Here is a 21,775-nt window from a genome sequence, read left to right on the forward strand (position 1 = left end):
CACCGGCTTGTCGCCTGACCGTCACACGCTTGCCACTGCTTTTGGTTGCAATCGCTGTAACTCATTCGGAGAAGCAGCGATGCAGCTATGTGTGATCGGCGCGGGGTATGTGGGGTTGGTGACGGCGGCGTGTTTTGCCGAAATGGGCAATCACGTGGTGTGTGTGGAAACCGATCCCACGCGCCTGGCGCAGTTGCAGGCCGGCGAAGTGCCGATTCATGAGCCCGGTTTGTCAGCGCTGTTATCCGCACATTTGGCCAGCGGCCAATTGAGTTTCACCCGCCGTCTGGCTGAAGGCGTGGCGCGGGCGGCCGTGGTGTTTATTGCCGTCGGCACGCCCAGTGGCGAGGACGGTTCGGCAGACCTCAGCCATGTGCTGGCCGTGGCCGAACAGCTGGGAACCACGCTGCGGCAGGCCTGCCTGGTGGTGAACAAATCGACAGCGCCGGTCGGCACGGCAGAACGGGTGCAGCACCTCATTAACCAGCGGTTGCAGCAGCGCCAGTTGGGCTTTCACGTCAGCGTGGGGAGCAATCCGGAATTTTTGAAAGAAGGCTCGGCCATTGACGATTTCATGCGCCCGGACCGCGTGCTGCTGGGTTGCAGCGATGCCGCCAGCGAAGCGCTGCTGCGGCGTTTGTACGCGCCCTTCGTGCGCAACAGCGAGCGCGTGCTGAGCATGCCGGTGCGCGCCGCCGAGTTCAGCAAGTACGCGGCCAATGCCTTTCTGGCGACGAAAATTTCCTTTATCAACGAGATGGCCGGACTCTGCGGCCTGTTGGATGTCGACATCGAACAGGTGCGCCGTGGCATCGGCAGTGACAAGCGCATTGGCACGCACTTTATCTACGCTGGGTGCGGCTACGGCGGTTCGTGTTTTCCCAAAGACGTAAAGGCGCTGATACACACGGCTGAGCAGAATGGCTTCGAGCCCGCAATTTTGCGCGCGGTGGAGGCGCGCAACGCGGTGCAGAAAACCTTGTTGTTCGAAGCGTTGTACGACCACTTCAACGGCTATTTGCAGGGGCGGGTGGTGGCGCTGTGGGGCTTGGCGTTTAAACCGGGCACCGACGATTTACGCGAAGCGCCGAGCCTGGTGTTGCTCGACGCCTTGCTCGCGGCCGGTGCGCGCGTACAAGCCTGCGACCCGGTGGCCTGCAAAGCGGTGGCCGCGCGCTACCCGCAGGCGCTCGCCAGCGGCCAGTTGCAGCTCAGCGAATCGCCCTATAGCGCCGTGGAAGGCGCGGACGCATTGGTCTTGGTGACCGAATGGAAGCAGTTCCGCCAGCCTGATTTCCGCCGTATTCGCGGTTTGATGCGCATGCCCGCAGTGTTCGATGGACGCAATATTTACGAATCGTTGGAACTATCTGCGCTAGGGTTTCTCTATCGTGGCATTGGCCGCCCTGTGGCCGGCCATTGTAAGGCGAGTGCCGCCTGATTAGACTGCGCGGCACTAACGGTATGACCCTTCTTTCAAGGACTCACATGATCAAGAAATGCTTGTTCCCGGCTGCTGGTTACGGTACCCGTTTCCTGCCAGCAACAAAGGCCATGCCCAAGGAAATGCTGCCGGTGGTGAACAAGCCGCTGATTCAGTACGGCGTTGAAGAAGCGCTGGAAGCCGGGCTTTCGGAGATCTCCATCGTTACTGGCCGTGGTAAGCGCGCTCTGGAAGACCACTTCGACATCAGCTACGAGCTGGAACACCAGATCAAAGGCACCGACAAAGAGAAATACCTGGTCGGCATCCGCCGCCTGATCGACAACTGCAGCTTCTCTTACACCCGTCAGGTTGAAATGAAAGGCCTGGGCCACGCGATTCTGTCTGGCCGCCCACTGATCGGTGATGAACCGTTCGCCGTGGTACTGGCGGACGACCTGTGCGTAAACGTCGATGGCGACGGCGTACTGACCCAGATGGTCAAGCTGTACAACCAGTTCCGCTGCTCGATCGTAGCGATTCAGGAAGTGCCGCAGGACGAAGTGTCGAAGTACGGCGTCATTTCCGGCGAGATGATTCGTGACGACATCTACCGTGTTAACAGCATGGTGGAGAAGCCGAAACCAGAAGACGCTCCGTCGAACCTGGCGATCATCGGCCGCTACATCCTGACCCCGGACATCTTCAAATTGATCGAAGAAACCGAGCCAGGCAAAGGCGGCGAAATTCAGATTACCGACGCGCTGATGAAGCAAGCCCAGGACGGTTGCGTTCTGGCTTACAAATTCAAAGGCCAGCGTTTCGACTGCGGCGGCGCCGAGGGTTACATCGACGCCACCAACTTCTGCTTCGAAAACTTCTACAAGACGGGCAAGGCTTACTAAGCCACCTCTGTTTTGTAAAAAAGGCCACCGTGAGGTGGCCTTTTTTTGTACTCGAAAATCCAGCCCGGTTTTTTGTAGGAGCGGCTTTAGCCGCGATGCTTGTGAACCCCAAAAGCATCGCGGCTAAAGCCGCTCCTACAGGCGCTCGGCGGGCGCTTTGCGCTATGCTGCCCGCCAGCTAAGGAGATTTGCATGACTTACGATTTCGACCTCTTCGTGATTGGCGCCGGTTCTGGTGGCGTGCGTGCGGCGCGCTTCGCTGCAGGCTTTGGCGCGCGGGTTGCCGTTGCCGAAAGCCGTTATCTGGGCGGCACCTGTGTCAACGTCGGCTGCGTGCCCAAGAAACTGCTGGTTTACGGCGCGCACTTTTCCGATGAGTTCGAACAAGCTGATGGTTACGGCTGGACGCTCAATGGCACGCCGACCTTCGATTGGCCCACGCTGATCCGCAACAAGAACGCTGAAATCCAGCGCCTCAATGGCATCTACCGCAACCTGCTGGTGAACAGCGGCGTTACGGTGCTGGAAGCCCACGCGAAAATCACCGACCCGCACCACGTCGAGGTCGACGGCAAAACCTTCAGCGCCAAACATATTCTGGTCGCCACCGGCGGCTGGCCGGTGGTTCCGCCGATTCCCGGCCACGAACATGCGATCAATTCCAACCAGGCGTTTTTCCTCAAAGAGCTGCCAAAGCGCGTGCTGGTGGTAGGCGGTGGTTATATCGCCGTTGAATTCGCCTCGATCTTCCACGGCCTCGGCGCCGACACCTCGTTGCTGTATCGCGGTGACCTGTTCCTGCGCGGCTTCGACGGCGCGGTGCGCAAGCACCTGAAAGAGGAAATGACCAAGCACGGCGTGAATTTGCAGTTCAACGCCGACATCGACCGCATCGACAAGCAAGCCGACGGCAGCCTGCACGCCACGCTCAAAGATGGCCGCGTGCTGGAAACCGACTGCGTGTTTTACGCCACTGGCCGGCGACCGATGCTCGACAACCTCGGTCTGGAAAACACCAACGTGCAGCTCGATGAGCGCGGGTTCATCAGCGTTAACGACGAATATGAAACCGCCGAGCCGTCGATTCTCGCCCTCGGTGATGTGATCGGCCGCGTGCAGCTCACACCGGTCGCGTTGGCCGAAGGCATGGCCGTGGCGCGTCGGCTGTTCAAGCCGGACCAGTACCGCCCTGTGGATTATCAGCAGATCGCCACGGCGGTGTTCAGCCTGCCCAATATCGGAACAGTGGGCATGACCGAGGAACAGGCGCGCGATGCCGGCCACAAGGTGGTGATTTTCCAAAGCGACTTCCGCCCGATGAAACTGGTGCTGACCTCCAACCAGGAACGCACGTTCATGAAGCTGGTGGTCGATGCCGACAGCGACAAGGTGCTGGGCTGCCACATGGTCGGCCCGGACGCCGGCGAAATCATCCAGGGCTTGGCCGTGGCGTTGAAAGCGGGCGTTACCAAGCGCAACTTTGACGACACCATGGGCGTGCATCCGACCGCCGCGGAAGAATTCGTGACCATGCGTACGCCGGCGTGAGTATCGAAACGCTGTTCTACCTCAGTGACCTGTTCGGGGTTGCCGTGTTCGCCGTCACCGGCGCGTTGATGGCCGGGCGCAATGCCATGGACCTGTTCGGCGTGCTGGTGATTGCGTTGGTGACGTCGTTAGGTGGCGGCACGCTGCGCGATCTGATTCTGGACAACCACCCGGTGAGCTGGATCGGTAACGAGCTGTACTTGCTCGTCGCCTCGCTGGGCGCCCTCGGCACGGTGCTGTGGGCGCGCTTTATCAAGCCGCTGCCGGAGAAAGCCCTGTTGATTGCCGATGCCTTTGGCTTGGCGGTGTTTACCGTGATTGGCACCGAAGTGGCCATGCGCCACGGCGTGCCGACCAGTTCGGCGGTGATCATGGGCGTGATGACCGGCGTGGCCGGCGGCGTGCTGCGCGACGTGCTGTGCAACCAAATTCCGCTGATCTTCCAAAAAGAGGTGTACGCCACCGCGTGCATCGCCGGTTCGCTGGTGTTTATCGCGCTGCTGAACCTGGGCGCCGGGCATTGGGCGGCAACGGGCGTGGCGATGTTGGTGGTGTTGGTGACGCGCGTGGCCGCTATCTACTGGGGTTTGGCGCTACCGCGTTTCCAACTGATGGACCGGCGCAAACACCCGCGTTAATCCGCAGGCAAACCCACGACCCAAACCCAAGACCTTACGAACCCCCACGTTCACCGATTGGGCGCCGTCTGCAGTTCCGGATCATCCGGATTCTGCTGTTCAAGCTCCGCTTGCAGCACTTGTACTTTCTGCGGCTGCCCGGCTTCGTGCCAATAACTGATCAACGCTAGGCGGGCGTTGCGGTTCTCGGGCTGGCGTTTTAGCAAGGCTTCGAGTTGGTTGCGCGCCTGCTCCGGTTTGCCGGTGTCGTGCAGGGCGATGGCGTACACGTAGCTGAATTGCGGGTCTTGTGGGTTCAGCTCGGCGGCTTTGGCCAAGGCCGCCATGGCGTTCTCACGGTCGCCTGCGCGTATGAGCGCCAGGCCAAGGCTGTGTTGCAGCAACCCGGCTTCGGGGTGCCGGGTTATGGCTTCGTTCAGCAGTTGCAATGCGGCGGCATGCTGCCCTTGAGCATCGAGCAATTGCGCCAGACTGACCACGGCGGGCAGGAAGTCCGGGTTACGTCGCAGGGCCTCGCGCAAGGCCGCTTCGGATTGCCCGCCACGGCCCGTGTTCTGATAAAGCAGCGCCAGGTTGAAATTGGCTTCGGCACGGTCGCGCAGCGTCTGCTGAGACGCTTCATAGTGCTTGATGACCGGCTGCCAGACGCTATCGATGGCGGCGCGTTGTGCGGCCGGCACGTTGGCCAGTTGCGACGCGGCAGCGAAGCGCACGGCGCGCACCGGGTCGCTCAAACGAGGGTTCAGCAGGCGCACTTGCTGTTCGACCGAGCCCATTCGCGCCACCGCTTCAACCGCCGCCGCGCGCACTTGCGGGTCCGCGTGGTTGAGGGCGATAACCGCCTGGTCCAGGGCCCGCTGACTTGGATAGGTGGGCAATTGCGTCAGCACGGTGGCGCGGCGAATGGCCGGGAGGTCGGTACGTGCCAGTTGCTGCATCAGCATGCGCGCCGCTCCCGGCGAGCCATGCCGCGCGGCGAAAATGGCGTCGCCATAGCCGCCGTCTTTGACCGGCGTGCTGCCATACCAAACCTTGAATTGCTCGGCGATCTTGCTGCTCGCGGTGGTGTGGCAGGCGGCACAGGCATCGGTGCTGCCGAGCCTGGCCGATTGCGCCGGGTCGGGAATGCTCAGGCTGTGGTCGTGGCGGTAGTCGTTGACCATGTAGAGCTTGCCGGGCATATGGCAATCCACGCAGTTGGAGCCTGGCTGCCCGGTTTTGTGTTCGGTGTGCTCCGGCGCTTCGTAGTTCTTCGCTTTCAAACCCGCCGCGTCGATGCCGGCCCGCGAGGCCTTGCCGGCGGTGTTGTGGCATTGCAGGCACACACCGTTGCCAGGCGCTTTGAGCTGGTTACTGTGGGGGTTGTGGCAATCGGTGCAGGTCACGCCTTTGCTGAACATTTTGCTCTGGGCAAAGGAGCCGTACTCGAACACTTCGTCTTTGATCTTGCCGTCGACCTGATACAGCTCGGCCGTCAGATTGGCCGGTACGTAGTCATCCATGAGCCGTGTGCTGGCGGTGTCGCCATCGCCCAAGGGCGCCCGACGGGAATGACAGCGGCCGCAGGTTTCCACCTGGGCAATGGCGTCGCGGTTGCCCAACGCTAAACCAAAGCCTTTATCGGGTTGCTGCTTGTTGAGGTTTTTCCCCGCGCTCCATTCCAGGTGGCGCGACGCCGGCCCGTGGCAGCTCTGGCAGCCGACACCGAGGTTGTTCCAGGTACTGGCGAAGGTGTCCGTGGTGGGGTTGAAGTTGCGTTTGAAACCGGTGGTGTGGCAGTCCACGCACATGAAGTTGGCGTTCTGCGCCGCTTTGCTCCAGTGCAGATCATCGCGGAAATTCATCTTCTCGCCGGGGTACAACTCGAACCACCGCTGCTTCTGCGTATCCCACGCCACGCCGGAGGCCTGAAGTCGGCCGCCGGGCATTTCCAGCAGGTATTGCTGCAACGGCTCGACGCCAAAGGTGTAGGCCACTTTGAAGTCGGCGGGCTTGCCATCGGGGCCTGGCGTGTTGATCCAGAATGCGCCGTCGCGCTGGGTAAAGCGGCTGGTTTCCGCTTCCCCGGTAAAGGTGGCGTTGTTGAAATTGCCGCGAACATGTTCGGCGCTGGCCGGCAGCATGGCCATCTGATGATGGGAACCGCTCCAGGCGTTGCTTTGTTCGCCGTGGCAGCTCTGGCATTGCCCTTCATCGACAAACGAGGCGGGCGGTAATGCCTTTTCGCTGCTCAGCGTGGCGGGCGATACCGTGTCCGGCGCGACGGGGGCGGTGGCGTGTTGGCGATACAGCCAGATGGGCAGTGTGACCAGCAAAACGACGGCAAAAATGATCAGCGCGAGCGGACGGGCAGGGGCAGCGGGGCCTGAAGGCAGGGTAGTGGGAGGACGTTTGTTCGGGTACTTCGGCATGCAAACTTCCGTTGTTTTAACGCGCGCGTATCACAGTGGCATGCAGCTTCAGTGAGTCGGGCGGGGCTGTCAAACCCATCGATAAATAGCTTCCTAAGCAGATTTTCCGCTTGGGCAATTTCCCGTACGCTAACGCACCTTTTCCGCTGTTCTAATTGAGCCTTTCATGACCCCCACCAACCTGACCATGACCCGTGGCATGGTGCTGCTGTTTGCCTTTTGCTGCGGCGTGATCGTGGCGAACATCTATTACTCCCAGCCGATCATCGAACTGATCGCGCCGGACATTGGCATTTCCACCACCGCCGCCAGCCTGATCGTGTCGCTGACTCAGGTCGGCTACGCACTGGGCATGTTGTTTCTGGTGCCGCTGGGCGATTTGCTGGAAAACCGCCGGCTGATGATCGTCACCGCGCTGGTTTCGGTGGGCAGCCTGTTGGCGGCGGCGTTTACCACCCAGCCCCACGCGTTTTTGCTGGTGTCGCTGCTGATTGGCCTGAGCTCCGTGTCGGTGCAAATCCTTATTCCGCTGGCGGCGCATTTAGCGGCAGAGGAATCTCGCGGCCGGGTGGTGGGCGGCATCATGGGCGGCTTGTTGCTGGGCATTTTGTTGGCTCGGCCGATTTCCAGCTTGATCGCCGACCACTTTGGCTGGCGCGCGGTGTTTCTCGTCGCTGCTGCGGTCATGACGGTAATTGTGGTGATTCTGGCGACCACCATGCCGGCCCGTCAGCCCGAACATCGCGCCACTTACGGCCAATTGCTGCTGTCGTTGGGCGCGCTGTTCAAGCGCGAACCGGTGCTGCGCCAGCGCGCCTTGATGCAAGGCTGCATGTTCGCCGCGTTCAGCCTGTTCTGGACGGCCGTGCCGCTGGAATTGGCGCGTAACCATGGCCTGTCGCAAACGCAGATCGCCTTGTTTGCGCTGGTGGGTGCCATTGGTGCCATCGCCGCGCCGATTGCCGGACGCCTGGCCGATGCCGGCCATACGCGGGTGACCACGCGCCTGGCCTTGCTGCTGGCGATGCTGTGTTTTCTGCCGGCGTTCCTGCCGCCCAGCAATACCGTGATCGCCCTGGCGGTAACGGGTGTGGTGTTGGATTTCTGCGTGCAGATGAACATGGTGCTCGGCCAACGCGCGGTTTACGCCTTGGATGCGGCCAGTCGCGGCCGCCTGAATGCCTTGTACATGACCGCCATCTTTATCGGCGGCGCGATTGGTTCGTCCCTGGCCAGCGCCTTGTTTGACCATGGCGGCTGGCTGTGGATTGTCATCGTGGGCAGCGTGTTGCCGTTGCTGGCATTGGGGATTTTCTGGCGCGGTGAGCAGCGGGTGGGGTGATCGGGTTGTTGGAGGGGTTGGGATTGTTGGGCTTCGCCTTTGGCTCAACCCAAGCTAAATGGGCCAACCCGACCTGTGATCAGTTCTGCAATTCGTCCAACCCTTCAAACAGCTTCAATGCCTCGGGATTGGCCAGCGCATCGGTGTTTTTCACCGGCTGGCCATGCACCACGTTGCGCACGGCCAATTCAACGATCTTGCCGCTGATGGTGCGCGGAATATCCGCCACGGCGGTGACTTTGGCAGGCACGTGGCGGTTGGTGGTGTTGTCACGAATCACCTGGCAGATGCGCTGTTTTAAATCCTCGTCCAGCGTCACCCCGTCGCGTAACCGCACAAACAGCACCACGCGCACGTCGCCTTGCCACTGCTGGCCGATGGCGATGGACTCCAAGACGTCCTCAATCTTTTCCACCTGCCGGTAAATTTCCGCCGTGCCGATGCGCACGCCGCCCGGGTTAAGCACGGCGTCGGAGCGGCCGTGAATAATCAGGCTGCCGTGGGGCGTTTCTTCGGCGTAGTCGCCGTGGGCCCAGACGCCAGGAAAGGTGTCGAAGTAAGCCGCTTTGAATTTTTCGTCGTCCGGGTCATTCCAGAAACCCACGGGCATGCTCGGGAAGTGCCGGCTGCACACCAACTCGCCTTTTTCGCCGATCACCGCCTGGCCGTCGTCGTTCCACACCTCGACAGCCATGCCCAGGCCTTTGCATTGCAGCTCGCCGCGATACACCGGCAGCACCGGGTTACCCAGCACAAAGCAGGAGACGATGTCGGTGCCGCCGGAAATCGAAGACAAACACACGTCCGGCTTGATGGCGCGGTACACGTATTCAAAGCTTTCGTGGGACAGCGGCGAGCCGGTCGAGAGCAGGCCCTTGAGCGCGCTGAGTTGGTGGCTGTTGATGGGCTCGACGCCAGCCTTTTCCAGCGCCGCCAGATACTTGGCACTGGTGCCGAATACGCTGATGCGTTCGGCGTCTATCAAGTCCATCAAGCGCTCCGGCCCCGGCTGGAAAGGCGAGCCGTCATACAGCACCACCATCGCGCCAATGGCCAGGCCGGACACCAGCCAGTTCCACATCATCCAGCCGCAAGTGGTGTAGTAGAACAGCGTGTCGTCGCGGCTGAGGTCGGTGTGCAAGCCATGTTCTTTGAGGTGCTGCAGCAGCACGCCGCCGGTGCCATGGACGATGCATTTGGGCACGCCGGTGGTGCCGCTCGAATACAGAATGTACAGCGGGTGATCGAACGGCACGGGCGTGAACTGCGGTTCGCCGCCCGGGGTGAAGAACTCGCTCCAAAGCGCCACGTTGGCGCTGCTTTGGTAGTCCTCAGGGCGAGTTTGCGCACGGGTGTAAGGCACCACGACCAACTGCTGCAACGTGGGCATCTGTGCCAGAATTTCGTTGAGCTTGGCGGTCTGGTCGTTGTCTTTGCCGGCGTACTGGTAACCGCCTGCGGCGATCAGCACTTTCGGCTCAATCTGGCCGAAACGATCGATGACGCCTTGGGTGCCGAAGTCTGGCGAGCAGCACGACCATGTCGCGCCCAAACTGGTAGTGGCCAACATGCCGACCACGGTTTGCCAGGTGTTGGGCAGCATTGCCGCCACGCGGTCGCCCTGGCCCACGCCAACCTTGGCCAGCGCTTGTTGCAGGCCCGCCACTTGAGCCGCCAGCTCGCGGTAACTCAGTTCCTCGCGCGTGCCATTTTCGCTAACGGCCACCAGCGCCGGGTGCGCGTCGCGGCGGCGCAGCAGGTGCTCGGCAAAATTCAGGGTTGAGCCGGGGAACCAGCGAGCGTCCGGCATGTGCGGCCCTTCTTCCAATACAGCCGTGGGCGCCGTGCTGAACTGCACCTCGAAGAAGTCGACGATGGCCTGCCAAAAGCCTTCGCGGTCTTCCACGCTCCAAGCGTGCAGCTGCGGGTAGTCGGTTAACGACAGCCCGTGGCGCTGATTGATAAAGCGGCGGAACGCATCCATTCGTGTCGCGGCAATGCGGTCGGGCGAGGGCGTCCAGAGCGGCTGGGTCATGGCGAGGTCCTTGGCTGAGCGGTGGATCATTATGCCGATGGAAGTTGCCAAAGCGTGATGCCAAAGCGTCTCCCACCAGAACCGTGGACGCCGTGACGCCGCTGCGGTTCCATCGGTTTGCGCTTAGCGAGCCAGCCAACCGCCATCCATATTCCATGCGGCGCCACGCACCTGCACGGCAGCATCGCTGCACAGGAACAAGGCCAATTCACCCAATTGCTCGGGGGTTACGAAATCCAGCGACGGCTGTTTTTCGGCGAGTAAATCGTGGCGCGCCTGTTGCGCATCGCCCGTGGCTTGGGCGCGGTCATCGATCTGTTTTTGCACCAGCGGCGTCAGCACCCAGCCGGGGCAGATGGCATTGCACGTCACGCCCGTGGTGGCGGTTTCCAGCGCCACGCTTTTGGTCAGGCCGACCAGACCGTGTTTGGCCGCCACGTAGGCGCTTTTGCCGGCAGAGGCAGCCAGGCCGTGGGCCGAGGCGATGTTGATGATGCGGCCCCAATTGCGCGCGCGCATGCCCGGCAAGGTCAGGCGAGTGGTGTGAAACGCCGAGGTGAGGTTGATGGCAATGATCGCGTCCCAGCGTTCCACCGGGAATTCTTCAACCGGCGCCACGTGCTGGATGCCGGCGTTGTTGACCAGAATGTCGATGCCACCGAATTCCCGCTCGGCATAGGCAATGAGGTCTTCGATGTCGGCCACCTTCGAGACATCGGCCGGGTGATGCCCGACCTTGCCACCAAAGGCCGCCACTTCATCAATGGCCGCCTGGGCGTCGCCAAAGCCATTGAGCACCAGGTTGGCCCCGGCCTTGGCCAGCACCAGGGCGATACCCAGGCCGATGCCGCTGGTGGAGCCGGTAACCAACGCAGTTTTGCCGTGCAGACTCATACATCTCTCCTTGTCTGGCGAGCGGGGCCCGCCAGGTGGGTTCAAACGGTTAAACGATGCCCGTGGCGTAGAAGGTGCCGATGACCACGAACACAGCGAGGGTCTTGATAATGGTGATGCCGAAAATATCTTTGTAGGCCTCGCGGTGCGTCAGCCCGGTAACCGCCAGCAAGGTGATCACGGCGCCGTTGTGCGGCAGCGTGTCCATGCCGCCGCTGGCCATGGCCGCGACGCGGTGCAGCACTTCCAACGGAATGTTTGCGGCGTTGGCGGCTTCGATAAAGCTCTGCGACATGGCCGCCAAGGCGATGCTCATGCCGCCCGACGCCGACCCGGTAATACCGGCCAGCAAGGTCACCGTGACCGCTTCGTTTACCAACGGATTAGGGATGGTTTTCAGCGCATCGGCCAAAACCAGAAAGCCCGGCAGCGAGGCGATTACCGCGCCGAAGCCATATTCGGATGCGGTGTTCATCGACGCCAGCAACGCACCGCCGACCGCCGTTTTGGTGCCCTCGGCCAGCTTGCTGCGAATGGCGCGGAAACCACAGACCAGTACCAGCAATATGCCCAACAGCAACGCAGCCTGAACGGCCCAGATGCCGGTGAGCTTGGCCACCTCGCTGGTCACCGGCTGCGCCATGCCGGCCAATTGCAGGGTATGGGTTTTGCCGTACAGCTCGGGAATCCAGCGGGTGAACAGCAAGTTGGCGACGCCCACCAGAATCAGCGGCGAGAGGGCCAGCCAAGGGTTGGGCAAGGCGATGTCCTCGGCGGTTTCCGGCTCATTGCGCAGCTCGGTGCCGTAGCCTTCGCCGTTGGCCTTGGCTTTGCGCAGTTGGCGGCGCAGGTACAGCATGCCGACGACAAACACGAACACCGTGCCGGTCAGGCCCAGCCACGGCGCGGCCCACGAGGTGGTGCCGAAAAACGTGGTGGGGATGATGTTCTGGATTTGCGGCGTTCCGGGCAGGGCGTCCATGGTGAAACTGAAGGCGCCAAGGGCGATGGTGGCCGGAATCAGGCGTTTGGGAATGTCGCTTTGGCGGAACATTTCCGCCGCAAACGGATACACCGCAAACACCACCACAAACAGCGACACGCCGCCGTAAGTGAGCAAGGCGCACACCAGCACGATCACCAACATGGCCTGACGCGTGCCGAGCAGGCGAATGGCCGCCGCGACGATGGAGCGCGAGAAGCCCGACAGCTCAATCAGCTTGCCGAACACCGCACCGAGCAGAAACACCGGGAAGTACAGTTTGACGAAGCCGACCATTTTCTCCATGAACACGCCGGTAAAGGCGGGCGCCACGGCCGACGGGTCGGTGAGCAACACCGCGCCCAAGGCCGCGATGGGCGCAAACAGAATGACGCTGTAGCCGCGATAAGCCGCGAGCATCAGCAAGGCTAAAGCGGCGAGGGCGATGATCACACTCATGTAGCGATCTCCTGAAATCGGGCGGGGTCGCCGCCCGTGGGTCATTGTTGTTATTGATTGAAGCCTTGCTGTAAGGAGTAGCGAAGCGGCGATTGATTCGCCGCATTTTCAACCACGCTCATTACCACCATCCCCATCACCATCACCACAGCGCCAAGCTGTAGCTGAGGATCAGGCGGTTTTCGTCCAGGTCGTTGCCAAAATTGGTTGAGCGCACGGTTGCGTTGCGCCATTTCACCCCGAGGTTTTTCAGCGGGCCGTCCTGAACCACGTAGCCGATATCGGTGTTGCGCTCCCATTCCTTGCCTTCGTTGCCGCTGGCCAGGGTGATGTTGTCGCCACGCAGATAGCGCGTCATAAACGTCAGGCCGGGCACGCCGAGGGCGGCAAAGTTGTAATCGTAGCGGGCTTGCCACGAGCGCTCATCGGCGTTGGCAAAGTCGCCGATCTGCACGAAGTTGACCAAAAACGCATCGGTGCCGCCGATGTAGGCGAAGCCGGTGTCGCCGCTCATTTTTTGATAACCCACGCCAAACGCGTGCCCGCCCAGGCTGTAAGTGAACAGGGCACCGAGCGCCCGGTTGTCGACGTTACTGCGCCCGTCATCGTCCGAGCGGCCGTAGCGCAAATCGGTTTTCAGCGCCTGGTTGGCTGTGATGGCGAGTACGTGGGTGAGGTTGACCAGGTGCTGGTCGTAGAGGTTGTCGAGCTTGCCGTAGTTGTAGCCGGTGGTGAGTTGGTCGTTCCACTTGTAGCTGAGGCCGGCGAAGTCGAACTCATCGCTGGTGGTACTGGCAACGATGCCGCGCGCGCTGCCGGTGGTGACGGTCATGTCCTCGCTGTTGGCGGAGTCGCGCAGGCTGACCTGTGTGAAACGCCCAGCATCGACGGTCAAACCGGCGAATTCAGTGGAATTGAGGTGCGCGCCCTGGAACGTCTGCGGCAGCAGGCGTGAGTCGTTGGCCAGGGTGGTCGGCAGTTTGGGCACCAAGGTGCCGACTTTCAGCACGCTCTTGGACACCTTCAATTTGGCAGTCAGGCCCAGCTCGCTGTAATCATCCGCCGCCTCACGGGGCGCGCTGCGACCACGCGGCAGCAAGCCGGAACCGGCACGGTCGGGGCTGGAATCGAGCTTCAACCCCAACAGGCCGATGGCATCGACGCCCACGCCGACGGTGCCGTCGGTATAGCCCGACTCATAGCGCAGCAGAAAACCCTGCGCCCATTCGTCTTGCTTGGATTGGGCAGCATTGTCTTGGCGGAAATCACGGTTGAAATAGAAATTGCGCAGTTCGAGGGTGGCTTTGCTGTCTTTGACGAAGTCGGCGTGTGCCTGGCCTGCAAGACCTAAACCGGTGCCGAGGGCGGCGAGCGCAAAGGCGGGGCTGAGCGGATAGCTCATGGCAAATCTCCTGGCTGCACCTGTATGAACAAGGACGATGCCGGGGCGTCCTGGGGAAACTGCTCACATAGCGTGCGACGTTTTTGTTGTTGTTTTTCGGCGCGGTCATTGCCGCGGAGGGTGCTGTAGCGAGATGTGTGCCAGGGTTGTTAAGGGATTGATATGTAAGGGAAAGATGATTTTTCGGTGGGGGTTTGCGGGGAAGGGTGTCTCAGAAGGGAGACGGGACAGGGTGGGTTTGCTGCGGGGTTTAGGGGGAGGAGGGTGAGTCTCTGATTTGGGAGGGGTCTATGTTGTGAGATTTTTAGGGCACCGGGGGAACGCGGATGCGGTGTTCGACTGAAGACTCTGGATCCCGAATCGTCGGACCGCCGCCTGCGCGAGGATGACAGTGGTTTTTTAACGTTCTGAGTTAACGCTGATCTCGCAATTTCGCACTAATCGCTATCAAACATCCGTCATCCTCGCGAAAGCGGCGGTCCGACGATTCGGGATGCAGAATTTCGGACTTAACACAGCAGGCGGAACACCTCACCGCCAGTACGAAATCAAGAACGGCGAAAAACCCTGCTCGACGGGAGACTCTGGATCCCCGCGTGCGCGAGGATGACGGTGGTTTTTTACTGTCCTGAGTTAACGCTGATCTCGCAATTTCGCGCTAATCGCTATCAAACATCCGTCATCCTCGCGAAAGCGGCGGTCCGACGATTCGGGATCCAGAATTTCGGATTTAACGCGGCAGGCGGAACACCTAACCGCCAGTACGGAACCAAGAACGGTGAAAAACCGTGCTCGACGCGAAACTCTGGATCCCTGCCTGCGCGGGGATGACGGTGGTTTATGTGATGAGGTAACTCGCCGGATTAGCCGTTGCCGCCACAATCAAAATACCTTCGTCATTTCAAGACTTATCCGCCGCCAACTCCAACGCTGCATCCAACCTCAACCGCTCATTCTCATTAAATTGCTCATCCGCCAACCGCTGAATCGCCGTCTGTTTGTCGCCATCACTCAAGCCATTCTGGCTTTCAATTTGCGCCTTGCTGGCGGCAAACGCGGCGATGCGTTGCTTCCATCCCGCCCGCTGCTGATCCAGCGCTTCCAGCCGCGTGGTGGCTTCGGCGCCAACCAGTTGCTGACGCAACGCGCGCACCTGCTCGGCACTGGCGCCTTGCGCGCGCAGTTGTTCGGTTTGTGCGTGCAGCTCGCTTTGCAGCTGCGGCAGCACGCTTTCTTGCAACTCTTCGGGCAGGCCGGCGCGCAGTTGGTCCATGGCGGCGCCTTTGGCGGCGGCGTCCAGTGTGTCGTCGTGCTGAATGGCCAAACGTTGCAAGGTGAACTGGTTGTAGGCTTCTTCGTTGCCGAAAAAGGCCTGGTGGGCTTCGGCGGTGAACAACCGGGCGCGCAAGGCTTGCACCGCACTTTCACGGTTGCGCAAGGCGTCGAGGTTGGCCATTTGCGGCAGGTCGCGTTCGAGCAGCACCAGCTCGCGTTTGTAGTCGATGTATTGGCTGAGCAGGGCTTGCGCCTGTTCCTGCGCCGGTTGCGGCAGTTGGCTGGCGATGTAGGCGCGCAGGCGCTTGACGCTGTCTTGCAGCGATTCCTCGCCGTAGGCGCTGAGGAAGTAATCGAATATGCGGCGGATGTCCGCGGTAATCAGCAGGTTGCCGACGCCATCCACTTGAAAACTGCCGTCCACTTGCGTGCCTTTGAAGGAAGGCGGCAGCGGGGCGAGCGTGGCGGGCAGGGTGGCGACCTGGGTGGTCAGCTGTTCGGCTGGCGCGTTGCCAGGGGTTTTGGGCGTGGTGGTGGGCGCTTTCACGGTGGCTGCCACCGGGCTTTCAGCCGGGGCGTCCAGCGGTTGCAGGTAAAGCATCACCGCCACACAAATGGCGAAAGAAATGGGCAGTAACAGCAGCAGTTTTTTCATCATGTTCGCTCCACGCAGGGCCATAAGCCGAACCCTGAGCGGGTCCGGCCGTTTACGCAGTTACAGGCCGACGTTTTTCAAGCGGTTGGCTTGCTGGCGATACACGGTCACCGGGTCGGTCTCGAACAGGCTGGTCAGGCCGAAGGTCTGGTTGACCTCGTCGAGGTGGTTCATGCGGTAGTTGTCGCGAATCACCTGGCCCAGGTGCGAGCTGCAACGGCCGACCAAGCCGTCGTTGGCGGTGGTGCCAAAGGTCACCGACGAGGCGCCGAGCAGCAGGTCGCTGGGGTCGAGCACGTTGGTCAGCGGGCTGGTACCGCCCCACGAGTAGTAGCGCACGCCGTTGACGCTGTACGCGCCTTCACCACAGGCGCTGGTGGGAATACCTTGCGGGTATTTGGCGTTGAAACGCGCCGCGCCGGCCGAGTTCAGCGATTCCAGGCTGCCCAGAGCGTTTTGCGGCGTGGTGCTGGAACTGGCCGAGAGGAAGTTGATCAGCGCGCCAAGGCCGTTGACGATGCCGGCAACCACGGCTTCACCGGCCGAGCCTGGCGGAATCTGACGCAGGAAATCGGCCGTAGCCGAGCCTTTGTGCGGGGCGCCGACGCTGGTTGCCGAGGCCACCAGATCCGGGCGAACGGCAGCAACGTAGCGGATGGTCGGGCCGCCGTGGCTGTGGCCGATCAGGTTGACTTTCGGCTTGCCGCTGATGGCGACAATTTCTTCCACTTGGTCGAGCAACTGTTCACCGCGTTTCTCCGAGGTGTCGAGCTGGCTCACTTCAGTGATGTAAACCTTGGCGCCGTCGCTGCGTAGCGCCGAAGGAATGCCGTACCAATAATCCACGCCAAGAATGCTGTCGAAGCCCAACATGCCGTGGGCCAACACCACCGGGTACTTGGTCTGGGTGTAACCGGATGACGCTGCATCGGCCTGGTTCGAAATCAGCAAACCAGAAGCAAGGCAGAGGGCGAGCAGAGTTTTATTGTTGTTCATATGCGCTCTCGCAAGGGATGAAAATAGGCAAGTGTCGCCATCCAGGGCAGGCCCCACGCCCATCCGGGGCGCGTACAGCAGCCGGAGCGGTAGTACAGGATTCATGCCACTACAGGCGAAACGGGTGAAGTCGCTCTATTTCAGCGTTTTGCCGCTTATTTCCGCGTTTTGTCCGACAATTTGCGCTGTTTCCCCTGTTACTGCCTGAAACGGCGGGCGCGGTGTTTGGCCACTTTTAACGCCACGCGTTCCCCCGCCAGCGGTCCGAATGCGCCAAACGGACGGGGCACTAAAGCGCCTCACCTAACCAAAGGATGGGTTGGCAGCGCCCGCCACTCCAGGGTTGACAGCCGCGCTGTGGCTTCCCTAGGATTGCCGCCAGCGCCGATTTAAACAGCTACTTGCGGGGCGCTCCCCGAAGACCAGGCCTAACCGTCCGGCTTCGAAATACCGCTAAAGCGCTGGTTCGGTGTTGCCTCTCACCGCTGCCTGCGGAGCTTCTGAGGCGAGAGACCCGTACATGAACGCCCACACCGTCCTGACTTCCCCCGATTCCCTGGCCCCTGCGCCGTCGCCCGTTGCTGCCTCGCTTACGCTTCGCCCATTGCTACGCCTGGCGCCCATCACCAGCGGCTTGGCTTTGCGCAACCCAAAAATCCTGCTCGGCGGCAGCCACCAGCCTACCTTGCTGCGCTACCTCGAAGGCTGGCCGAAACGCTGGGGCGCGCCTCGCACGTTTTTGATTCAGTTCGTTGGCGACGATGAGTCGTTGCAACGCTTTGCCCGCGACAGCTTTGACCTGGCCGTGGTGCAGGCGCCGAATGCGGCCAACCTTGAACACTGTGTGCGCGAGTTGGTGCGTGTGGCTCGGCAAGGGTTAATCACCCGGCGCTGAACGATTCCGTCAACCGCCCCTGAGCACTTGCGTCATTGAGGCAGCCGTCACGCGGCGCCTACCCTGCGCTACGACCAATTGCACAGGGAACCGTCATGCAACGCATCCATTTCGAAACCGAACACAATCTGTTCCGCGACGCTTTCCGGGCATTCTTGCAAAAAGAAGTGGTGCCCCATCAGGACGCCTGGGAAGAGGCCGGCGTGGTCAGCCGCGAGGTGTGGCTAAAGGCGGGCGAGATGGGTTTTCTGCTGCCCTGGGCCGATGAGGAATACGGCGGCAGCGGGCTGAAAGATTTCCGCTACGAGCAAATCATGTGCGAGGAGCTGGCCAACATTAACGAGGCCGGTTTCATGCTGCCGCTGCACTCGGCACTGTGCGGCCCCTACATCGCCGATTACGGCAATGCCGAACAAAAAGCGCGTTTTCTGCCGGCGATCATTCGCGGCGAAAGCATCCTGGCCGTGGCCATGACCGAACCCAGTGCCGGCTCCGACCTGGCCGGTATGCGCACCACCGCCGTGGACAAGGGCGATCACTTTGAGCTCAACGGCTCGAAAGTGTTTATCTCCAACGGCCTGCTCGCGGACGTGGTGATCGTCGCGGCCAAAACCGATCCGGCCAACAAACACGCCATGGGCCTGTTCTTGGTCGAGCGCGGCATGGAAGGCTTCGAGCGCGGGCGCAACCTGAAAAAGCTCGGCATGAAAAGCCAGGACACCGCCGAACTGTTTTTCAACAACGTCAAAGTGCCGAAAGAAAACCTGCTCGGCGATGCTAAAGGCGGCTTCTTCTATCTGATGAACATGCTCGCCCAGGAACGCCTGACCAACGCCTGTGGCGCCGTCGGCGGAGCAGAAGCGGCGCTGCAAGTGACCATCGATTACGTCAAAGAACGTAAAGCCTTCGACCGGCCGATTTCGCACTTCCAAAACACCCGCTTCAAACTCGCCGAAATGCGCACCCAGGTGGACGTCGCCCAGGTGTTCGTCGACCGCTGCGTGATGGACCACAACCAGAAAAAACTCACCCCGGAAGTCGCCGCCGAAGCCAAACTGTTCACCACCGAATTGCTCGGCAAGGTGGTCGATGAAGGCGTACAACTGCACGGCGGCTGGGGCTACATGTGGGAATACCCGATCTGCAAGATGTACGCGAACGCCCGCATTCAACGGATATTCGCCGGCACCTCGGAAATCATGAAAGAGATCATCAGCCGTGGCATGAAGTTGTGAGTAAGGAGGCATTGGCTATGAACGCAATTGACGCCTGGGCGCAGGTTGCCACTGGCCGCACTCATCAGGAACTGCCGGAGGTGGCCCGGCTGTTCGAGAAGTCGGGCTCGGCGCAGTTGCTAGACCGCGCGCTGACGCCCGAGCAAACCGTGGCCTTGATGGATCAGGGTGGGGTCGAAAAGTTAATGCTCGCCGCCTGGTGCCGGCCCGAGCGCTGGCTGTGTACAAACGACGAAGTGGCGGCGTTTACGCGGGCCTATCCCGAGCGCTTCGTTGGCGTGGCGACCGTCGATTTGAGTAAGCCGATGGCTGCCGTTCAGGAGCTGGAACGGGCCGTAACCGAATTGGGCTGCAAGGCGCTGCGCATCGTGCCCTGGTTGTGGAAATTACCGCCGAACCACCGGCTTTACTATCCGCTTTACGTGAAATGTATCGAGCTGGATATTCCATTCTGCACCCAGGTTGGCCACACCGGGCCCCTGATGCCATCGGAAACCGGGCGCCCTGTGCCTTACCTTGATGAAGTCGCGCTCGACTTTCCCGAGTTGCGCATTGTCGCCGGCCATATAGGTCACCCTTGGACCGATGAAATGGTTGGTCTGGCGTGGAAACACGACAACGTTTACATCGACACTTCCGCCTACTTGCCGCGTTATTACCCGCCGCAATTGTTGCAGTACATGCGCACGTACGGCCAAGACAAGGTGCTGTTTGGCAGCAACTTTCCCCAACTGTCGTTGGAAAAATGCATGAGCCAGGTGCATGAGTTGGGCCTTGGCGACGATGCATTGGCCAAGTTTCTGCACGGCAACGCTCGGCGCGTGTTCAAGCTTTGACGCCACCGGACATTAGAAAAAAGGAGCCCCAATGAAAGGCCCACTGTCGTCATTGAAAGTGCTGGATTTCTCCACCTTGCTGCCAGGCCCATTTGCCTCGTTGTTGCTCGCCGACATGGGCGCCGATGTGCTGCGTGTGGAATCGCCGACGCGCATGGACCTGGTGCGCGTATTGCCGCCCCATGACGGTGGCGTGTCCGCCAGCCATGCCTACCTGAACCGCAACAAACGCGGCATCGCCCTGGACCTGAAACAGGCGGCAGCGGTGGAGGTGGTGAAGCAACTGGTGCGTGAGTACGACATTGTGCTCGAACAATTTCGCCCCGGCGTGATGGACAAACTGGGCGTGGGCTACGAGGCGCTGAAGGCGATCAATCCCAAGCTGATTTATGTCTCGATTACCGGCTACGGCCAGACCGGCCCGTACAAAGACCGCGCTGGCCATGACATCAATTACCTGGCGTTGTCCGGCATCGCCGACCAGACCGGGCGGTTGAACAGCGGGCCGCTGCCGCTGGGCATTCAAGCGGCGGATATTGCTGGCGGCTCGTTGCACGGGGTGATGGGCTTGCTGGCTGCGGTGATTCAGCGCCAGCACAGCGGAGAAGGGCAGCACGTCGACATCAGCATGACCGACTGCATCTTCAGCCTGCACGCCATGGCCGGCGCCGGTTATCTGGCCTGCGGCGAGGCGCCGACGATGGAGAGTCAGGCGCTCAATGGCGGCAGTTTCTACGACTATTACCGCACCCGCGACGGGCGTTGGTTTTCGGTCGGCAGTCTGGAACCGCAATTCATGCAGCAGCTGTGCGCCGCGATTGGCCGGCCGGAATTGGCGGCACATGGGCTGTCGCCCAAGCCCGAGCAGCAGCGTGCGTTGAAGGCGCAGATTCAGCATGAGTTCGAACAGCGCGATTTTGCCGAGTGGTGCGAGCGCTTCGCCGCCCTGGACGCCTGCGTCGAGCCGATGCTGAGCTTGGCCGAGGCGGTGGATCATCCGCAATTGCAAGCGCGCGAGCTGGTGGTGGAGGTGCCCCGCGAGGGCAAGTCGGCGCAGCGGCAAATTGCCTGCCCGATCAAATTCTCCGGCGGCTTGCCGGCGCCGCGTCATGTCGGTGCGGCGATGGGCGCTCACACGGCCGAGGTGCTGACGCAGTTGGGCTACGACGCCGACCAGATCGCCTCGTTGCGCGCCGCCAAGGTGATTGCCTAAGCCCAGGGTGGGTCGGCTGCTTTCCGCGGGCGGCTGTGCTAAAACAGCCGCCCCGAGCCGCATCAGACAAGGAGCAACACCCATGGGCAAATCATCAGGAATCAGCCTGGCACTGGCCGCGCTATTGAGCGCCGGTATCGCCTGCGCCGAAGAGCCCGCGCAAGACAGCAGCACGCTCAAGGAATCGGCCAAAGCGGCGGTGTCGTCTGCCATCTCTGCCGGCAAGAATTTGCTCGGCGGCGCCTCTGAAGGTGTGACCGAAGGGCGCGAATCAGCGCAAGGCGCGGATGGCGCTTTTATCATCTCGCAAAGCGACCAGCTCGACGGCAAGGTCGAGGTCAAGCTGCTGAAAGTCAGCGCCGTGGAAGGCAATCTCGAAGCGTTGTTCGGTTTCAAGAACCTCACCGACAAGCCCGTACGCCTGATCAACCTGTGGGACAACGGTGCGCTGCTCGCCATCGACGGTGAGGACTACGCCAGCAACCTGGCCCCCGATTCGGCTAACCCGGAAGAAGTGACCGTTCCGGCCAAAATCGGCGTGCGCCAGGCGTTTATTTTCCAAGGCCCGGTAGAAGGTCCAAAAGCAGTGCGCCTGTGGGGCAAGGATTTCCCGGTTAAATAACCCAGAGAG

17 protein-coding genes are annotated in these 21,775 nt (G+C 61.2%); 10 read left to right on the forward strand and 7 right to left on the reverse strand.

Annotated elements, in window-relative coordinates; all coding sequences use genetic code 11:
• Positions 1 to 79 precede the first annotated feature (79 nt).
• The 4 genes from AC0IW7_RS12675 (at position 80) to AC0IW7_RS12690 (ending at position 4,514) form a co-directional block, all read left to right on the forward strand.
• On the forward strand, positions 80 to 1,441 hold the full coding sequence (locus AC0IW7_RS12675; protein WP_471818392.1) for a UDP-glucose dehydrogenase family protein: 1,362 nt from the start codon (positions 80 to 82) through the stop codon (positions 1,439 to 1,441).
• Positions 1,442 to 1,488: 47 nt separating this feature from the next.
• The gene (gene galU / locus AC0IW7_RS12680) at positions 1,489 to 2,328 is read left to right on the forward strand and encodes a UTP--glucose-1-phosphate uridylyltransferase GalU (RefSeq protein WP_122496359.1); all 840 of its coding nucleotides are present in this window, start codon (positions 1,489 to 1,491) and stop codon (positions 2,326 to 2,328) included.
• Between the two features lie 192 nt (positions 2,329 to 2,520).
• On the forward strand, positions 2,521 to 3,876 hold the full coding sequence (gene gorA, locus AC0IW7_RS12685; RefSeq protein WP_471818394.1) for a glutathione-disulfide reductase: 1,356 nt from the start codon (positions 2,521 to 2,523) through the stop codon (positions 3,874 to 3,876).
• 2 nt (positions 3,877 to 3,878) lie between these two features.
• Complete coding sequence (locus AC0IW7_RS12690) at positions 3,879 to 4,514, forward strand: trimeric intracellular cation channel family protein (protein ID WP_122496574.1); 636 nt, start codon at positions 3,879 to 3,881, stop codon at positions 4,512 to 4,514.
• A 50-nt stretch (positions 4,515 to 4,564) separates the two neighbouring features.
• On the opposite strand, the gene AC0IW7_RS12695 is transcribed toward AC0IW7_RS12690, so the two are convergent.
• Positions 4,565 to 6,925, reverse strand: coding sequence for a tetratricopeptide repeat protein (locus AC0IW7_RS12695; protein WP_471818396.1), 2,361 nt, complete (start codon positions 6,923 to 6,925; stop codon positions 4,565 to 4,567).
• Positions 6,926 to 7,091: 166 nt separating this feature from the next.
• On the opposite strand from AC0IW7_RS12695, the gene AC0IW7_RS12700 reads away from it, so the two are divergent.
• Positions 7,092 to 8,267 carry an MFS transporter gene (locus AC0IW7_RS12700; protein WP_471818398.1) on the forward strand — a complete coding sequence of 392 codons (1,176 nt, stop codon included), beginning with the start codon at positions 7,092 to 7,094 and terminating at the stop codon, positions 8,265 to 8,267.
• 79 nt (positions 8,268 to 8,346) lie between these two features.
• On the opposite strand, the gene AC0IW7_RS12705 is transcribed toward AC0IW7_RS12700, so the two are convergent.
• The 6 genes from AC0IW7_RS12705 to lipA all read right to left on the reverse strand — a co-directional run bounded on the left by AC0IW7_RS12705 (position 8,347) and on the right by lipA (position 16,965).
• Positions 8,347 to 10,302 (reverse strand): acetoacetate--CoA ligase, encoded by a 1,956-nt coding sequence (locus AC0IW7_RS12705; protein WP_471818400.1) that lies wholly within the window; start codon positions 10,300 to 10,302, stop codon positions 8,347 to 8,349.
• 123 nt (positions 10,303 to 10,425) lie between these two features.
• On the reverse strand, positions 10,426 to 11,196 hold the full coding sequence (locus AC0IW7_RS12710) for a 3-hydroxybutyrate dehydrogenase (protein WP_471818402.1): 771 nt from the start codon (positions 11,194 to 11,196) through the stop codon (positions 10,426 to 10,428).
• Between the two features lie 49 nt (positions 11,197 to 11,245).
• Positions 11,246 to 12,637: a GntP family permease gene (locus AC0IW7_RS12715; protein ID WP_471818404.1), complete on the reverse strand. Its 1,392-nt coding sequence runs from the start codon at positions 12,635 to 12,637 to the stop codon at positions 11,246 to 11,248.
• A gap of 142 nt (positions 12,638 to 12,779) precedes the next feature.
• Positions 12,780 to 14,039: an OprD family porin gene (locus AC0IW7_RS12720; RefSeq protein WP_471818406.1), complete on the reverse strand. Its 1,260-nt coding sequence runs from the start codon at positions 14,037 to 14,039 to the stop codon at positions 12,780 to 12,782.
• Positions 14,040 to 14,940: 901 nt separating this feature from the next.
• Positions 14,941 to 15,969: a lipase secretion chaperone gene (locus AC0IW7_RS12725; protein WP_471818687.1), complete on the reverse strand. Its 1,029-nt coding sequence runs from the start codon at positions 15,967 to 15,969 to the stop codon at positions 14,941 to 14,943.
• Positions 15,970 to 16,029: 60 nt separating this feature from the next.
• Positions 16,030 to 16,965 (reverse strand): triacylglycerol lipase, encoded by a 936-nt coding sequence (lipA, locus tag AC0IW7_RS12730; protein WP_122496341.1) that lies wholly within the window; start codon positions 16,963 to 16,965, stop codon positions 16,030 to 16,032.
• Between the two features lie 520 nt (positions 16,966 to 17,485).
• Here lipA and AC0IW7_RS12735 point away from each other — a divergent pair.
• The 5 genes from AC0IW7_RS12735 (at position 17,486) to AC0IW7_RS12755 (ending at position 21,766) form a co-directional block, all read left to right on the forward strand.
• The gene (locus tag AC0IW7_RS12735; protein WP_471818408.1) at positions 17,486 to 17,860 is read left to right on the forward strand and encodes a class I SAM-dependent methyltransferase; all 375 of its coding nucleotides are present in this window, start codon (positions 17,486 to 17,488) and stop codon (positions 17,858 to 17,860) included.
• Between the two features lie 95 nt (positions 17,861 to 17,955).
• Entirely contained in the window at positions 17,956 to 19,095 is a 1,140-nt protein-coding gene (locus AC0IW7_RS12740) for an acyl-CoA dehydrogenase family protein (protein ID WP_122496339.1), read from the forward strand.
• A 17-nt stretch (positions 19,096 to 19,112) separates the two neighbouring features.
• Positions 19,113 to 19,931 (forward strand): amidohydrolase family protein, encoded by an 819-nt coding sequence (locus AC0IW7_RS12745; RefSeq protein ID WP_471818410.1) that lies wholly within the window; start codon positions 19,113 to 19,115, stop codon positions 19,929 to 19,931.
• 31 nt (positions 19,932 to 19,962) lie between these two features.
• Entirely contained in the window at positions 19,963 to 21,144 is a 1,182-nt protein-coding gene (locus AC0IW7_RS12750) for a CaiB/BaiF CoA transferase family protein (RefSeq protein WP_471818412.1), read from the forward strand.
• Between the two features lie 82 nt (positions 21,145 to 21,226).
• Complete coding sequence (locus AC0IW7_RS12755; protein WP_471818413.1) at positions 21,227 to 21,766, forward strand: hypothetical protein; 540 nt, start codon at positions 21,227 to 21,229, stop codon at positions 21,764 to 21,766.
• Positions 21,767 to 21,775 lie beyond the last annotated feature (9 nt).

The sequence above is a fragment of the Pseudomonas sp. AC229 genome (genome assembly GCF_979254655.1).

Bases quoted from the DNA above. Each gene is read 5' to 3' on its own strand.
- galU (WP_122496359.1), top strand. From the start codon at position 1,489: ATGATCAAGAAATGCTTGTTCCCGGCTGCTGGTTACGGTACCCGTTTC.
- AC0IW7_RS12750 (WP_471818412.1), top strand. From the start codon at position 19,963: ATGAAAGGCCCACTGTCGTCATTGAAAGTGCTGGATTTCTCCACCTTG.
- AC0IW7_RS12745 (WP_471818410.1), top strand. From the start codon at position 19,113: ATGAACGCAATTGACGCCTGGGCGCAGGTTGCCACTGGCCGCACTCAT.
- AC0IW7_RS12735 (WP_471818408.1), top strand. From the start codon at position 17,486: ATGAACGCCCACACCGTCCTGACTTCCCCCGATTCCCTGGCCCCTGCG.
- AC0IW7_RS12710 (WP_471818402.1), bottom strand. From the start codon at position 11,196: ATGAGTCTGCACGGCAAAACTGCGTTGGTTACCGGCTCCACCAGCGGC.
- AC0IW7_RS12700 (WP_471818398.1), top strand. From the start codon at position 7,092: ATGACCCCCACCAACCTGACCATGACCCGTGGCATGGTGCTGCTGTTT.
- AC0IW7_RS12715 (WP_471818404.1), bottom strand. From the start codon at position 12,637: ATGAGTGTGATCATCGCCCTCGCCGCTTTAGCCTTGCTGATGCTCGCG.
- gorA (WP_471818394.1), top strand. From the start codon at position 2,521: ATGACTTACGATTTCGACCTCTTCGTGATTGGCGCCGGTTCTGGTGGC.
- AC0IW7_RS12740 (WP_122496339.1), top strand. From the start codon at position 17,956: ATGCAACGCATCCATTTCGAAACCGAACACAATCTGTTCCGCGACGCT.
- AC0IW7_RS12675 (WP_471818392.1), top strand. From the start codon at position 80: ATGCAGCTATGTGTGATCGGCGCGGGGTATGTGGGGTTGGTGACGGCG.
- AC0IW7_RS12695 (WP_471818396.1), bottom strand. From the start codon at position 6,925: ATGCCGAAGTACCCGAACAAACGTCCTCCCACTACCCTGCCTTCAGGC.
- AC0IW7_RS12755 (WP_471818413.1), top strand. From the start codon at position 21,227: ATGGGCAAATCATCAGGAATCAGCCTGGCACTGGCCGCGCTATTGAGC.
- lipA (WP_122496341.1), bottom strand. From the start codon at position 16,965: ATGAACAACAATAAAACTCTGCTCGCCCTCTGCCTTGCTTCTGGTTTG.
- AC0IW7_RS12720 (WP_471818406.1), bottom strand. From the start codon at position 14,039: ATGAGCTATCCGCTCAGCCCCGCCTTTGCGCTCGCCGCCCTCGGCACC.
- AC0IW7_RS12705 (WP_471818400.1), bottom strand. From the start codon at position 10,302: ATGACCCAGCCGCTCTGGACGCCCTCGCCCGACCGCATTGCCGCGACA.
- AC0IW7_RS12725 (WP_471818687.1), bottom strand. From the start codon at position 15,969: ATGAAAAAACTGCTGCTGTTACTGCCCATTTCTTTCGCCATTTGTGTG.